11 protein-coding genes are annotated in these 12857 nt (G+C 59.9%); 1 reads left to right on the plus strand and 10 read right to left on the minus strand.

Features of this window, described 5'->3' with window-relative positions; translation table 11 throughout:
- Positions 1-82: 82 nt before the first annotated feature.
- The 9 genes from IEX40_RS04415 to purU form a co-directional block, all read right to left on the minus strand.
- Positions 83-1411, minus strand: a complete 1329-nt coding sequence (locus IEX40_RS04415; protein ID WP_188745907.1) for an FMN-binding glutamate synthase family protein — start codon at positions 1409-1411, stop codon at positions 83-85.
- A gap of 35 nt (positions 1412-1446) precedes the next feature.
- Complete coding sequence (locus IEX40_RS04420; RefSeq protein WP_188745908.1) at positions 1447-2130, minus strand: GltB/FmdC/FwdC-like GXGXG domain-containing protein; 684 nt, start codon at positions 2128-2130, stop codon at positions 1447-1449.
- A 27-nt stretch (positions 2131-2157) separates the two neighbouring features.
- The gene (locus tag IEX40_RS04425; protein WP_188745909.1) at positions 2158-3057 is read right to left on the minus strand and encodes a class II glutamine amidotransferase; all 900 of its coding nucleotides are present in this window, start codon (positions 3055-3057) and stop codon (positions 2158-2160) included.
- 81 nt (positions 3058-3138) lie between these two features.
- Positions 3139-4473 carry a type III glutamate--ammonia ligase gene (gene glnT, locus IEX40_RS04430; RefSeq protein WP_188745910.1) on the minus strand — a complete coding sequence of 445 codons (1335 nt, stop codon included), beginning with the start codon at positions 4471-4473 and terminating at the stop codon, positions 3139-3141.
- Positions 4470-4967 (minus strand): hypothetical protein, encoded by a 498-nt coding sequence (locus IEX40_RS04435; protein WP_229680581.1) that lies wholly within the window; start codon positions 4965-4967, stop codon positions 4470-4472. The genes glnT and IEX40_RS04435 overlap by 4 nt, the downstream gene beginning before the upstream one ends.
- A gap of 1 nt (position 4968) precedes the next feature.
- On the minus strand, positions 4969-7938 hold the full coding sequence (locus IEX40_RS04440; protein WP_188745911.1) for a 2Fe-2S iron-sulfur cluster-binding protein: 2970 nt from the start codon (positions 7936-7938) through the stop codon (positions 4969-4971).
- Positions 7922-8188: a sarcosine oxidase subunit delta gene (locus IEX40_RS04445; RefSeq protein ID WP_188745912.1), complete on the minus strand. Its 267-nt coding sequence runs from the start codon at positions 8186-8188 to the stop codon at positions 7922-7924. The genes IEX40_RS04440 and IEX40_RS04445 overlap by 17 nt, the downstream gene beginning before the upstream one ends.
- An 11-nt stretch (positions 8189-8199) precedes the next feature.
- A complete protein-coding gene (locus IEX40_RS04450; RefSeq protein ID WP_188745913.1) occupies positions 8200-9441 on the minus strand; it encodes an FAD-dependent oxidoreductase in 1242 nt (413 codons plus the stop codon).
- A 17-nt stretch (positions 9442-9458) separates the two neighbouring features.
- Entirely contained in the window at positions 9459-10331 is an 873-nt protein-coding gene (gene purU / locus IEX40_RS04455; protein ID WP_188745914.1) for a formyltetrahydrofolate deformylase, read from the minus strand.
- 445 nt (positions 10332-10776) lie between these two features.
- Between purU and IEX40_RS04460 the strand changes: the two genes are divergently transcribed.
- A complete protein-coding gene (locus tag IEX40_RS04460) occupies positions 10777-11916 on the plus strand; it encodes an aminomethyl transferase family protein (RefSeq protein ID WP_188745915.1) in 1140 nt (379 codons plus the stop codon).
- Between the two features lie 131 nt (positions 11917-12047).
- Here IEX40_RS04460 and eutC read toward each other — a convergent pair whose 3' ends face one another.
- Positions 12048-12851, minus strand: coding sequence for an ethanolamine ammonia-lyase subunit EutC (gene eutC / locus IEX40_RS04465; protein ID WP_188745916.1), 804 nt, complete (start codon positions 12849-12851; stop codon positions 12048-12050).
- Positions 12852-12857: the final 6 nt, after the last annotated feature.

Genomic DNA, 12857 nt, shown 5'->3' on the forward strand with positions numbered 1-12857 from the left:
GGTTATCTCCTGATAATTCTCTCTACTGTGATGTAGCGAGAGGGCTGCGCCGCACCGCGCGCCCTCTAACGGACTATCCGTATCAGAACTTCTGGCCCGGAATCCAGCTGGTACCAGCCAGCGGCACCCGTGCCATCGCCGCGGACTCCACGGTCAGTGCCACCAGATCCTCCGGTTCCAGGTTGCGCAGGTCGTTCTTACCGCAGGCGCGGGCCAGAGTCTGCGCCTCCAGGGTCAGTACGCGCAGGTAGTTGGCCAGCTTGCGACCGCCCTCCACCGGGTCAAGGCGCTTCATCAGCTCTGGATCCTGAGTGGAGATACCGGCCGGGTCCTTGCCCTCCTGGTAGTCGTCGTAGAAACCGGCGGCGGATCCGATCTTTTTAAACTCCTCATCGTACATCGGGTGGTTACAGCCCAACGCGATCAGCGCCGCGGTACCGATCGCCACCGCATCGGCGCCCAACGCCATGCACTTGGCCACGTCGGCACCGTTGCGGATACCACCTGAGACGATCAGCTGCACCTTGCGGTGCATGCCCATCTCCTGCAGCGCCTGAACCGCCTGCGGAATCGCCGCCAGTGTCGGGATCCCCACGTGCTCGATAAACACATCCTGAGTGGCGGCGGTACCGCCCTGCATACCGTCGACCACGATCACGTCGGCACCGGCTTTCACTGCCAGTTTCACGTCGTAGTAGGTACGGGTCGCACCCACCTTGATGTAGATCGGCACCTGCCAATCGGTTATCTCGCGCAGCTCCTGAATCTTGATTGCCAGATCATCAGGACCGGTCCAGTCCGGGTGACGGCAGGCGGAGCGCTGGTCGATCCCCTTCGGCAGGTTACGCATCTGCGCAACACGGTCGGTGATCTTCTGGCCCAGCAGCATACCGCCACCGCCCGGCTTGGCACCCTGCCCCAGCACCACCTCTATGGCGTCGGCCTTGCGCAGGTCGTCCGGGTTCATACCGTAACGGGACGGCAGGTACTGGTAGACCAGCTTCTTGGACTGACCTCGCTCTTCCGGCGTCATCCCGCCGTCACCGGTGGTGGTGGAGGTACCGGCGATGGAGGCACCTCGGCCCAGCGCTTCCTTGGCGTTGGCAGACAACGCGCCGAAGCTCATACCGGCGATGGTGACCGGGATATCCAGCACGATCGGTTTCTTGGCGAAACGGGTGCCGAGGGTCACCGAGGTGTTGCACTTCTCACGGTACCCCTCCAGCGGGTAGCGGGACATGCTGGCACCGAGGAACAGCAGGTCATCGAAGTGCGGCAGCTTGCGCTTGGCACCGAAGCCACGGATGTCATAGATGCCGGTCTCGGCGGCACGACGAATCTCGTGCATGGTGTTACGGTCGAAAGTAGCCGATTCGCGCAGACCGTCTTTTACATTGATATCGTTGCTCATGTTTAAATCCTCTATCAATAGGGTCGGCCGGCTGCTTAGTAAGCGCCTGCGTTATCGACTTTGAACGTATACAGCTGACGGGCTGAGCCGTAGCGCTTGAAGCTGGTCGGATCCTCATCGACACCGGCGCGATTCAGCAGCGCGGTCAGCTCGTCGATATGCTCCTGACGCATCTCCTTCTCGATGCAGTCGGCACCGAGCGACTTCACGCTACCCTTGACGTAGATATGCACCTCGTACAGCGAATCGCCCAACGCGTCACCGGCATCGCCGCACACCACGAGGGAACCGGACTGGCCCATGAAGCAGCTCATGTGACCGACGCTGCCCTTAACCACGATATCCACCCCCTTCATGGAGATGCCGCAGCGGGCACCGGCATTACCCTCGATCACCAGCAGACCACCCTGCGCAGTGGCACCGGCAGCCTGGGAGGCATCACCCTTGACGCGCACGGTCCCGGACATCATGTTCTCCGCCACCCCCTGCCCCGCGTTGCCGTGGATGGTAACGGTGGCTTTCTTGTTCATGCCGGCGCAGAAGTAGCCGGCGTGGCCGAGGATATCCACCGCCATGCTCTGATCCAGACCGACGGCGATGTTGTGCTGCCCCTTCGGACTGAGCACCTGCCATTCACGCTCGGTACACTCCCCCGCCTGTTCATGCAGCGCCTGGTTCAGTTCACGAATGCTGGATTCGGCAAGATTGATCGTTTTCATACTCGTTACTCCTAACCTAAACAGAACTTAGCTGCGTTCCCAAACGTAGAAGGTGGCCGGTTCCGGCTCCCACACCTTGGCGTTCTCGATACCCGGCAGGGTGGTCAGTGCCTGGTATTCTGAGGCCATCGCCACGTAATCATCGGTCTCGGCGAGCACTGCCGGTTTGCAGGCGATCGGGTCGCGCATGACCGCAAAACCGTTGCGGGTACCAATGGTGAATGTGAAGAACCCGTCCAGATCTTCCAGCGCATGTTCCAGCGCCTCCTTCAGGCTGTCGCCCTCGCGCAGACGCCAGGTCAGGTAACCGGCGGCCACTTCGGAGTCGTTCTCGGTTTCGAACTTGATACCTTCGCGCTTCAGGTTCTCGCGCAGACGGTTGTGGTTGGACAGCGAGCCGTTGTGCACCAGGCACAGGTCCTGGCCGGTGGAGAAGGGATGCGACCCCTCCATGGTGACGGCAGACTCGGTGGCCATACGGGTATGTCCGATGATGTGGCTGCCCTTCATGCCCGCAAGGTTGAACTTGCTGGCGATCTGTTCCGGCAGCCCCACCTCTTTCAGGATCTCGATCGACTGGCCGACGCTGAGGATCAGCACTTCGGGCGCCATCTCTGTCAGGTAAGCACGTACCGAGGCTTCATCCGACGCCACCTTGAACACGGTGACGTTGGCATTCTGCATCCAGTTCAGCTCGACGCCCATGTTGCGACGGATATCGTCCGCCAGCGCTTCCCAGTTATACGCGTTGTCCGGGTGGCGCAGTGTCAGCTTGACCCAGCCCTCGCCCACTTCGTCGCCGTAGATCGCGAAACCGGCACTGTCAGGACCACGGTCGGTCATGGCGATCAGCATCGGCTCGAACAACTCGCCCAGTTTGCTCTCGAGCGCCGGGTTCTTCAGATAGAGTCCAACAATTCCACACATATGCTTTACCTCTCGCCGGCCCGTTACGCGGGTCGGCTATCAAAAAATGTTGAGCTATGGCCGTAAACAGAACGCTGGTGATTAGAAGAACTCGGCGTAATGCTTCAGCTCCCAGTCGGAGACATGGCGGCTGTACTCGATCCACTCGGCACGTTTCACCTTGAGGAACTCGGAGACGATCTCCTTGCCCATCTTCTCGGTGAACAGGGTGTCCGCCTCCAGCGCATCAAGGGATTCGTTCAGGTTCTGTGGCAGGATCTCCACACCCTTGGCCTTGATCTGATCGAGAGTCAGGCTGTAGAGGTTGATATTCATCGGGTCGCCCGGGTCCAGCTCGCGCTCAATACCATCCATACCGGCGGCGATCAGTGCCGCGTGTACCAGGTAGGGGTTGCAGCCGGAGTCCGGCAGGCGGAACTCGAGGCGACCGTAAGGCACCCGCACCATGGCGGAACGGTTGTTGTCTCCGTAGCAAACGTAGGCCGGCGCCCAGGTCGCGCCGGAGCTGTTACCGCCGACAACCAGGCGCTTGTAGGAGTTAACGGTCGGCGCGGCAAAGGCACATATCGCCTTGGCGTGCGCCAGAATGCCGGCGGTAAAGTGGTAGGCCATCTTGGACAGGCCCATGCCGTGTTTATCGCTGGGATCGTGGAACAGGTTTTTGCCGTTCTCGTCGGTGATCGACAGGTGGAAATGCATCCCGTTACCGGTACGATCCGATGCCGGCTTGGGCATGAACGAGCAGACCATCCCCAGCTTGTTGGCGATCTCGCCGGCGGCCATACGCACGAAGGTGAAACGGTCGGCGGAGGTCAGCGCATCACTGTAGGTGTAGTTGATCTCGAACTGACCGTTGGCGTCCTCGTGATCGATCTGGTAGACATCGAAATCCACCGCCTGTAGCGCTTCCACCAGCTGCTCCAGGAACTCACGGGAGCGAGACAGCCCCTTGTAGTCGTAGCAGGGCTTGGCCAGCACATCGCTCTCGTCCACCGGCGTCAGCGAGCCATCGTCGGCCCGGTTGAACAGGGAGAATTCAGGTTCGAGACCGGTGTTCAGCGTCCAGCCCCGCTCGGCCAGCGTGGCCAGCTGTGTCTTCAGCACCACACGGGAGCAGTAGGGATGCGGGGCGCCATCGACGTACCCATCACAGGCGATGCGCGCATAGCCCGGCTGCCAGGGTACGGCACTGAAGGTGTTCAGATCGCCACGGGCCATGAAATCCGGTCCGTGCGGCTCCATCCCCAGTCCCCAAACCGCGAAACCGGCAAAGCCTGCCCCCTTCTCCACCACGTCCATCAGGCAGTTGGCCGGGACCGATTTGGTTTTGGCCACGCCGTGAATATCGACGAACTGGGCCAGGATATATTTGATGTCGTTGTCACTGATGACGCGTTCGATATCTGCGGGCTTCATTGTGCATCTCCTTCATTTGATTCGATGTCACCCAGTTCGCTGAGCAGGGTGCTGAATGTGTCGCTCATGTAGTGGTCATAACCGCTGTCGAAACCGATCAGCAGGGCGCCGTTGGCTTCCAGATAGAGCCAGCAGTTCACACCCACCACTGACGCCATCAGCCAGTCACCCGGCTGCATCTGGCGGAAATCGTATTGGCAGACCTGTGCCATCAACTCGATCCAGCGCTTGCCCTTGAGGGCGAACACACGATCGGCGCGTGGGAAACACCAGTCATAGGTCGGAAGCAGCTGCGGATCGGCGATGTAGGCCATGTATTCATCGCTGCCGGTACGGGCGACGAGCGCCCCATCCGACTCGACGGCACTCAGCACCGCCTCAGGCAGCGGCAGACCGGCGGCGGTAATCGCCGCCTGGCTGCCGGGGCCGGTGAGCAGGTAGCCGCGCAACCGATCGCGACAGGTCAGGTTCAGGTTACTCATCAGGCCAGTCATCTCATGCCACCTCGGTCAGATCTGCGGTTTGACGCGTGCCATCGGCGTCGTAGAAAGGTGTTGCACAGGGCTCCAGCGTGATCAGCGCCCCGCTATCCACCCGCGCCTTGAGCGGCTTGGCCTGATCGGCCAGCGGCAGATCCACCATCGCCAGGCCAATCACCCGGCCCAACGTGGGGCTGTAGGCGATGCTGGTAATGCGTCCGGCAATCTCGCCGTTTTCGATCAGCAGATGGCACTCCTTGGGCAGTTCACCGTTGCTCTCCCCGGTGAATCCCTGCGGCAGACGGAAGCCGATCAGTTTGCGCTGGCAACGCTCCTTGAGCAGGGCCAGGGAGGGTTTGCCCGTGAACCAGGGCTTGCTGGCCAGCGGCACCGCCCAGCCCATGTTGGCCTCGAACGGATTGGTCAGGCCGTCGGTGTCCTGCCCGACGATGATGTGGCCCTTTTCAAGCCGAAGTACACGCTGCGCCTCGACACCGAAGGGACGGATGCCGTACGGCTTGCCCGCTTCGATCAGGGTCTTCCAGATCTCCAGTGCGGCATCCGCCGGCATATGGATTTCGTAACCCAGCTCGCCGACGAAGCCGACCCGGATCAGGCGTACCGGGTAACCGCACAGGGTGCCTTCACGCAGTCCCAGATAGGGAAAGGCATCCTCGCTCAGATTCACGTTGGTCAGCTGTGACAGCAGCTTGCGCGACACCGGCCCCGCAAGGTTAAGTGCGGCCAGCGAACCGGTACGGTTTACCAGGCGTACATCAAGGCCCAGCTCCTGCGTTTTCATCGACAGGGTACGAAAGGCGGCATCGGCATGGCTGGTGGTGGCGGTGACGTAGAAACGGTCCTCGGTGATCCGGCCGACGATGCCGTCATCGACAATGACACCGCTATCGTCGACCATCAGCGCGTAGCGGGTCATGCCCTGCTTGATGGTGGACATCTTCATCGTGTACACCACGTCCAGCAGTTTGCCCGCATCAGGCCCCATCACCTCGATCTTGCCCAGGGTGGACACATCGATGATGCCAAGACTGCTGCGTACAGCCTGCACCTCCTGCAGAATTACCCGCTGACGTTCAGACGCTGAAACAGCACCAGAGGCGGCGTTAGGTAGAGTGCCCACGTCGGTTCGAGGTAGATAGTACTCGGGGCGCAGCCAGCGACCCGCTTCCATCATCTTGGCGCCGTTGGCCTCATGCCAGGAGTGCATCGGGGTCAGACGCTCGGGACGGAAACGGCGTCCCGCCAGGGCGCTGACCGGTACCGGGTGAAACATCGGCCGCGCGGTGGTCGAGCCGGTCTCGTCGATGCTCTTGTGGTTGATCTCGGCCAACACGCGAATGCCGTTCATATTGGCGTGTTTGCCCTGGCTCGGGCCCATACCGTTGGTGGAGAAGCGCTTCATCAATTCGATATTGTCGAAGCCCTCTTTCGCTGCGTTAAACAGGTCCTTCAGCTGCAGGTCTTCGTCGTAGTCGACAAAGTTCTTGCCCTTGGGATGGCTGATGATCGGCCAGTCATGACTGTGGGCGCGATCATCGCGGAAACGGCCTATATCCGACTCCACTGTTTCTCCACGCAGTTCAGCCACCGCCTCTTTCGCAGCTCGCTCGCCGTCGGCCAACCGCTGTTCCAGCGTAAACGCACCATTGAGGCGACCGCAGGCATGAATACCCTTGGGCAGCTGCTGCGGCAGAATCTGCTGGGCTTTCTTGTCGTAGGCCATCTTGCTGCCGGCCTGATACAGCATCTGCGCTGCCGGCGCCCAGCCCACACTCATCAATAGAAGATCGCAGGGGATGGTGCGGGTCTGGCCGCTGTCACAGCTACGGCCATCGAAGGGCGCTACGACCACCGCCTTAAGGCTGGTCTTGCCCTTGGCTTCATAGATCGCACTCTGCTCGATAACCGGTACGCCCTTCTCTTGCAGTTGGGCCGCCCAGTCACCGCGCTTGTCGAGCCACTCCAGATCGACGACGGCGGCAACGTCGACACCCGCCTCGATCAGGTCCAGTGCGGCACGGTAGCCTTCATCGTTGGCGCAGAGTACCACCGCACGCTGTCCTGGCTTGACCGCATAGCGAGCGATCAGGCGTTGGGCAGCGGAAGCCAGCATGACGCCGGGCAGGTCGTTGTTGCGGAAAACCGAGGGTTGTTCCATGACGCCGGTGGCCATGATCACGCCTGCAGCACGCATCTTGGTGATCCCTTTTGGTCCCACCAGCGGCACATAGTGATCGGTGTACCAGCCGCAGGCGTAGTGCCCGCTCAGCACACGGATGTTGGTATGTTCGACGACCCGCTGCTTGAGCTGGCTACGTACCGCAGCAGCAGACGGTTCGTTGACCAGCTGGTAGTCCAGGCTGCCACCAATGTGCGGGTTCTCATCCACCAACACTACATCGGCACCCGCATCGGCAGCACTCAGTGCCGCCTGCATACCGCTGGCACCGCCGCCGATTACCAGCAGATCGCAAAAGCCGTACTTCTTCGGCTGACGAGTGGCACTCCAGTCCGTGGAGATCTCGCCCAGACCCGCCTTTTCACGGATCAGCCGCTCCCAGAACGGGAAAAACTTTTTCGGCTTATGGAAAGCCTTGTAGTAGAAGCCCACCGGCAGGAAGCGGGACAGCAGGCCAATATAGCTGTCCCGATCGTTGCTCAGCGTGCCGTTGACGTTACAGGCGCGCAGCGCCAAACCATCATCGACCGGTGTGACATCGCCACGAATATTGGTCGCCTCACCGCTCTGGAACAGCGCATTGACATCGTGGTTGGCCATCGACAGCACACTGCGCGGGCGATGGTATTTGAAGCTGCGACCAAGCAGTTTCTGCCCGCCCGCCAGCAGCGCTGAGCTGATGCTGTCGCCCTTGAATCCACTGAACGTTTGCCCTTCGAGAGAGAAATTCAGGGTTTCAGAGCGATTGATCCACTCCAGGGATTGGGGCTCAAGCCGGTACTTCATAACGCACCTCATTAGCATCGACGAAACGGATCACCTCATCGGTCAGTGTGTTGCGATCGACGATGAACCAGCGCCCCGTGGGACGGTGATACCAGCGCTCGCGCAGCACACCGGGCTCGCCACTGCGGTTGAACACATAGTCGGCCCAGGTCGCGTCATCGCCGTTGACCGGCGGAATACGCACCTCGCCCAGGTAATCGAATTCGCTGATCGGTCGTTTGCCGATCACGGGACAATCCAACAGTTTCATGCGCCGCCTCCTTAATGCCCGACCGATGCCGCGCCCTTTTCACCGACCAGGTCGAAGTCGGCGAAACGGGACAGGCGGAAGGGCTCGATCAGTTCATGGTTTTTGTCGTTGGCGACGGTCCAGGCCATGGTCTTGCCGCTGACCGGCGTCGCCTTGAAGCCCCAGGTGCCCCAGCCCGCATCCAGGTAGAAGCCATCTATCGGGGTCTTGCCCATGATCGGCGCGAAGTCCGGGGTGATATCGGACATGCCGGCCCACTGACGCATCACTTTCATCCGGCTCATAAACGGGAACAGGTCCAGCATCTGGTCCGCCAGCCCCTCGACGAAGTCGAAGCTGGAGCGGGTCGAGTGCAGTACCGACGGGTCTACCGAGGCCCCCATCACCAGTTCGCCACGGGAGGACTGGCTGACATAGACGTGCAGGCTGCCGGAGACCACGATAGTGTCCATGAACGGCTTCACCGGCTCGGACACGCACGCCTGCAGCGGGAAGATCTCGATCGGCGTGCGCAACCCCAGCATGCTGGTAATGCGCGGCGTAGAGCCCGCCACCATGGAGATCACCTTGTTGCAGCTGATCGCGCCACGGTCGGTATCCACGCCGACCACCTTGTCACCCTGGGTACGGATGGCGGTGACGCGGGTTTTCTGGTGAATCTCGACACCGCGGTTGTGCGCTCCACGGGCATAGCCCCAGGCTACCGCGTCGTGACGGGCAACAGATCCGGGCGCGTGGTACAGCGCTCCCATCACCGGCGCATGGCCGGCGCAGTCCAGATCCATATAGGGGACCTCTTTGGCGATCTCTTCGCGACCGACCACCTCACTCTCGATCCCCTGATGCTTGTTCACCTCGGCGCGCCAGCGCATGGTGCGCAGGGCGCTGTCGGTGTGGGCCAGGGTGAAATGACCACGGGTTGAGTAGAAGATGTTGAGGTCGAAATCGTCCGCCAGATCCTCGAACAGCTTGACGCTGGTGTCGTAGAACTTCACACCCTCAGGCGTCAGATAGTTCGAGCGCACGATGGTGGTATTGCGGCCGGTGTTGCCGCCGCCGATATACCCCTGCTCAAGCACGGCCACATCGGTGATACCGTGCTCCTTCGCCAGGTAGTAGGCACAGGCCATACCGTGACCGCCGCCACCGATGATGACCACATCGTAGTGCGACTTCAGCGGTTTGCTGTCAGGGAAGAAGCGCGGTTCGTTATGCTCGCTCTTCAACCCGTATTTCAATAAGCGCCAGGGCATCTGTTAACTCCCGGTTATCAACCGAACACGACTGTTTTGTTGCCATATACGAGGACCCGATCCTCGATGTGGTAGCGCACCCCTCTTGCCAACACCGCTTTCTCCACATCCTTGCCGAGCCGCACCATATCCTTGGTGGTGTTGTGGTGAGTGACGCGCTGAACGTCCTGCTCGATGATCGGGCCCGCATCCAGCTCAGAGGTGACGTAGTGGCAGGTGGCGCCGATCTGTTTCACGCCGCGTTCAGCCGCCTGATGGTAGGGGCGCGCACCGATAAACGAGGGCAGGAAGCTGTGGTGGATGTTGATGATCTTGTTCGGATAGATCTCGCACAGCTCTTCCGGAATGATCTGCATGTACTTGGCCAGAACGATCAGATCCGCATCGGAAGCAGCGATCTGCTCACGAACCGCCTGGAAGTGCGGCTCCTTGTTGCTCATGTCCACCGGCACATGCACGTAGGGAATGCCATGCCACTCGACATAGGAGCGCAGATCGTCATGGTTGGAGATGACGCAGGGAATATCGATATTCAGTTCGCCCGCACGCCAGCGGTAAAGCAGATCCGACAGACAGTGCGCTTCCTTCGACACCATCAGCACCACACGTTTACGCTGGGCCGAGTCGGTGATGGTCCAGGACATGTTGAACTGCTCAGCCAGGGGCGCAAACTTCTCCTTCAGCGTGTCCAGCTCGAACGGCAGGGAATCCGCCACCACTTCGTAACGCATAAAGAATGTACACGCCTCAGGATCGGCGAACTGGTGCGCTTCACTGATCCAACCTTTGTACTCTGCGATGAACTGGGTAACCGCTGCGACGATACCGACGGTATCGGGGCAGGAGATGCTGATTCGGTAACGCCGGGTGTTTTGGGGATCGAGAGCCATGTTCTCCACCTACTTTCTCATTGGGAAAATAATTTTCACAAAGATAAAGCAAGCTCTTTGCCAACTTTCGCCATCCGACGAAAATTTTTTCTCACCACCACCTAAGGGACTGAAACCACTGATTTTATGAATATTATATTCTTACAGGTAATACACTTCTGCTCGCATTAATATCACTGCTCATTCGCCATCGCGGAAAAAGCTGCACCAATTGGCAGCAATACCGCACCACCGCGATGCATCGCCAATATTTGACCCAAAATCGACCACAACGTGATCACTCCTGCTTCACCCTGGTTCAGAATCTAACACCAACAATTGTTAGGAATATTTATTTCCTATTGGTAATCATCACCTTAACCATTGTGGCCCAACTATTGCCTTTCTTTTAGGGAATAATTTATCCCCAACAAGAATTAATCACGTCCTATATAAGGAGACGACAATGGCAAACTCATGGCGCCTCGCTGCCCTGGCCGATCGCCATCGCGCGCTGGGATCCAATCTGGAGGATTGGAACGGGACCCCTACGGCCTGGACCTACAGCAACAGCGGCTACACCCTGGCCGACGAGCATGAAGCGATCCGTACCAAAGCGGGCCTGATGGATGTGTCGGGACTGAAGAAGGTTCACTATGTAGGCCCCCATGCGGAGAGCCTGCTGGAGTGGGCTACGACACGGGATATCTCGAAGCTCTACCCGGGCAAGGCGGTATACGCCACGATGCTCAATGACGCGGGCAAGTTCATCGACGACTGCGTGATCTACCGCATGGGTCCAAACGCCTTTATGGTGGTGCACGGTACCGGCAGGGGCTACGAACAGCTGACCCAGGCCGCTCTGGGCAAGCAGGTAGCGGTAATCTTCGATGACGACCTGCACGACCTCTCACTGCAGGGGCCCGCCGCTGTCGATTTTCTCGCGCAGCATATTCCCGGCATCCGCGACCTGCCCTACTTCCACCATACCCATGCCAAACTGTTCGGCTGCCCGATCACCGTGTCCCGTACCGGATACACCGGCGAGCGTGGCTACGAGATCTTCTGCAAGGCTGCCGATGCAGCGAAGATCTGGGACGGTATCCTGGCCCAGGGCAAGGATTTCGGTATCATCCCCTGCTCCTTCACCGCACTGGACTGGCTGCGGGTAGAGAGTTACCTGCTGTTCTATCCGTTCGACAACTCCGAGTACTACCCCTTCGACGATGAGCCCGCCGGCGATACGCTTTGGGAGCTGGGGCTGGATTTCACCGTATCCAAGGACAAGACCGAGTTTTGTGGCGCCTATGAGCACTTCCGTCTGCAGGGCAAGGAGCGGTTCAAGATATTCGGTGTGCTGCTCGACGGCGAGCAGGCCGCCGATGCCGGTGACGAACTCTGGGCCGACGGCAGGAAGGTGGGGGTCATTACCTGCGCCATGTACTCGCGCCTGACCGGCAAGTCGATGGCGATCGCCCGGCTGGAGGTCCCCTATGCAGAGCAGGGCACTCCGCTTCAGGTAAAAGGCAGCCTGGCGGTATCGGCGATCGCCCATACCCTGCCCTTTGACGATCCGGAAAAACAGAAACGCACAGCCAAGGGGTAGCGCCAGGCACCTCGGGGGTAAGCAGGGCCGGTCGCTCATCGACCGGCTTTTTTTTGTCCCAAGTGCAACAGAAATATCCCTGCCGGACTCGGGGCACTGGAACGACGATAAAGGCTAGTCAGATGAAACGATCATTCCAGCAGAAAATTCCTGCTCCCCGTTCCATCCAGAGCATCCGCATCACCAGATTCATCCTTGAGAGTCACACCGGAAAGTTTGCGCCTTTGCGATTCACGAATCAGCCACATCAGCCGTTCGCAACTTTCTGCCAGAGGTAACCCTGCCGGGCGAACGTTAGAGATGCAGTTGCGTGCCGCGTCTGTCAGACCGACACGCGGACCGTATGTGTAGTAGATCCCCAGACTGTCGGGGGAACTTAAACCGGGACGCTCACCCACCAGTAAGACCAGCAGACGGGCCCCCAGCAGCTCGCCGATCTCGTCACCGATGGCTACGCGGCCCTGCTCCACAATACAGACAGGACCAACACTTAACCCCTCCGCCTTCAGTGCGCTGTCGACACGCCGCGCCATCTCACCGGCATGGCTCTGCACCGCAGTGGAGGAGAGACCATCGGCAATGACGATACAGGCGTCGCTGGCCGTCTCCCCTTCGGCAAAGGTTTTCAACCGCGCAGCCGAGTCCCCATCGAGACGACGTCCAAAATCCGGCCGTTTTAGATAGGTCTGACGGTCGCCGGCACGGCTGTGCAGGGCAATCACCTCCAACCCGGCGTCGATCAGCTCACCGGCCAAGCGCATCAGATCCAGGGGGATATGCACGGCATCGCGCGCCAAGGCATGACTGAGTTGAAATGCCAACTGCTTGTCGGTGGGCTGGCTGATACCGACGCGCCCAAGCCCGATACGGGCATTGGTGTGTCGTTTCAGACTGGCCCAGGGGTTCTCGGTAACGATCGATGATTTTTCGGTCATGGCACT

This window comes from Marinobacterium zhoushanense (assembly GCF_014641945.1).
Taxonomy (GTDB): domain Bacteria; phylum Pseudomonadota; class Gammaproteobacteria; order Pseudomonadales; family Balneatricaceae; genus Marinobacterium_D; species Marinobacterium_D zhoushanense.

Bases quoted from the DNA above. Each gene is read 5' to 3' on its own strand.
- IEX40_RS04415 (WP_188745907.1), bottom strand. From the start codon at position 1,411: ATGAGCAACGATATCAATGTAAAAGACGGTCTGCGCGAATCGGCTACT.
- IEX40_RS04420 (WP_188745908.1), bottom strand. From the start codon at position 2,130: ATGAAAACGATCAATCTTGCCGAATCCAGCATTCGTGAACTGAACCAG.
- IEX40_RS04425 (WP_188745909.1), bottom strand. From the start codon at position 3,057: ATGTGTGGAATTGTTGGACTCTATCTGAAGAACCCGGCGCTCGAGAGC.
- glnT (WP_188745910.1), bottom strand. From the start codon at position 4,473: ATGAAGCCCGCAGATATCGAACGCGTCATCAGTGACAACGACATCAAA.
- IEX40_RS04435 (WP_229680581.1), bottom strand. From the start codon at position 4,967: ATGACTGGCCTGATGAGTAACCTGAACCTGACCTGTCGCGATCGGTTG.
- IEX40_RS04440 (WP_188745911.1), bottom strand. From the start codon at position 7,938: ATGAAGTACCGGCTTGAGCCCCAATCCCTGGAGTGGATCAATCGCTCT.
- IEX40_RS04445 (WP_188745912.1), bottom strand. From the start codon at position 8,188: ATGAAACTGTTGGATTGTCCCGTGATCGGCAAACGACCGATCAGCGAA.
- IEX40_RS04450 (WP_188745913.1), bottom strand. From the start codon at position 9,441: ATGCCCTGGCGCTTATTGAAATACGGGTTGAAGAGCGAGCATAACGAA.
- purU (WP_188745914.1), bottom strand. From the start codon at position 10,331: ATGGCTCTCGATCCCCAAAACACCCGGCGTTACCGAATCAGCATCTCC.
- IEX40_RS04460 (WP_188745915.1), top strand. From the start codon at position 10,777: ATGGCAAACTCATGGCGCCTCGCTGCCCTGGCCGATCGCCATCGCGCG.
- eutC (WP_188745916.1), bottom strand. From the start codon at position 12,851: ATGACCGAAAAATCATCGATCGTTACCGAGAACCCCTGGGCCAGTCTG.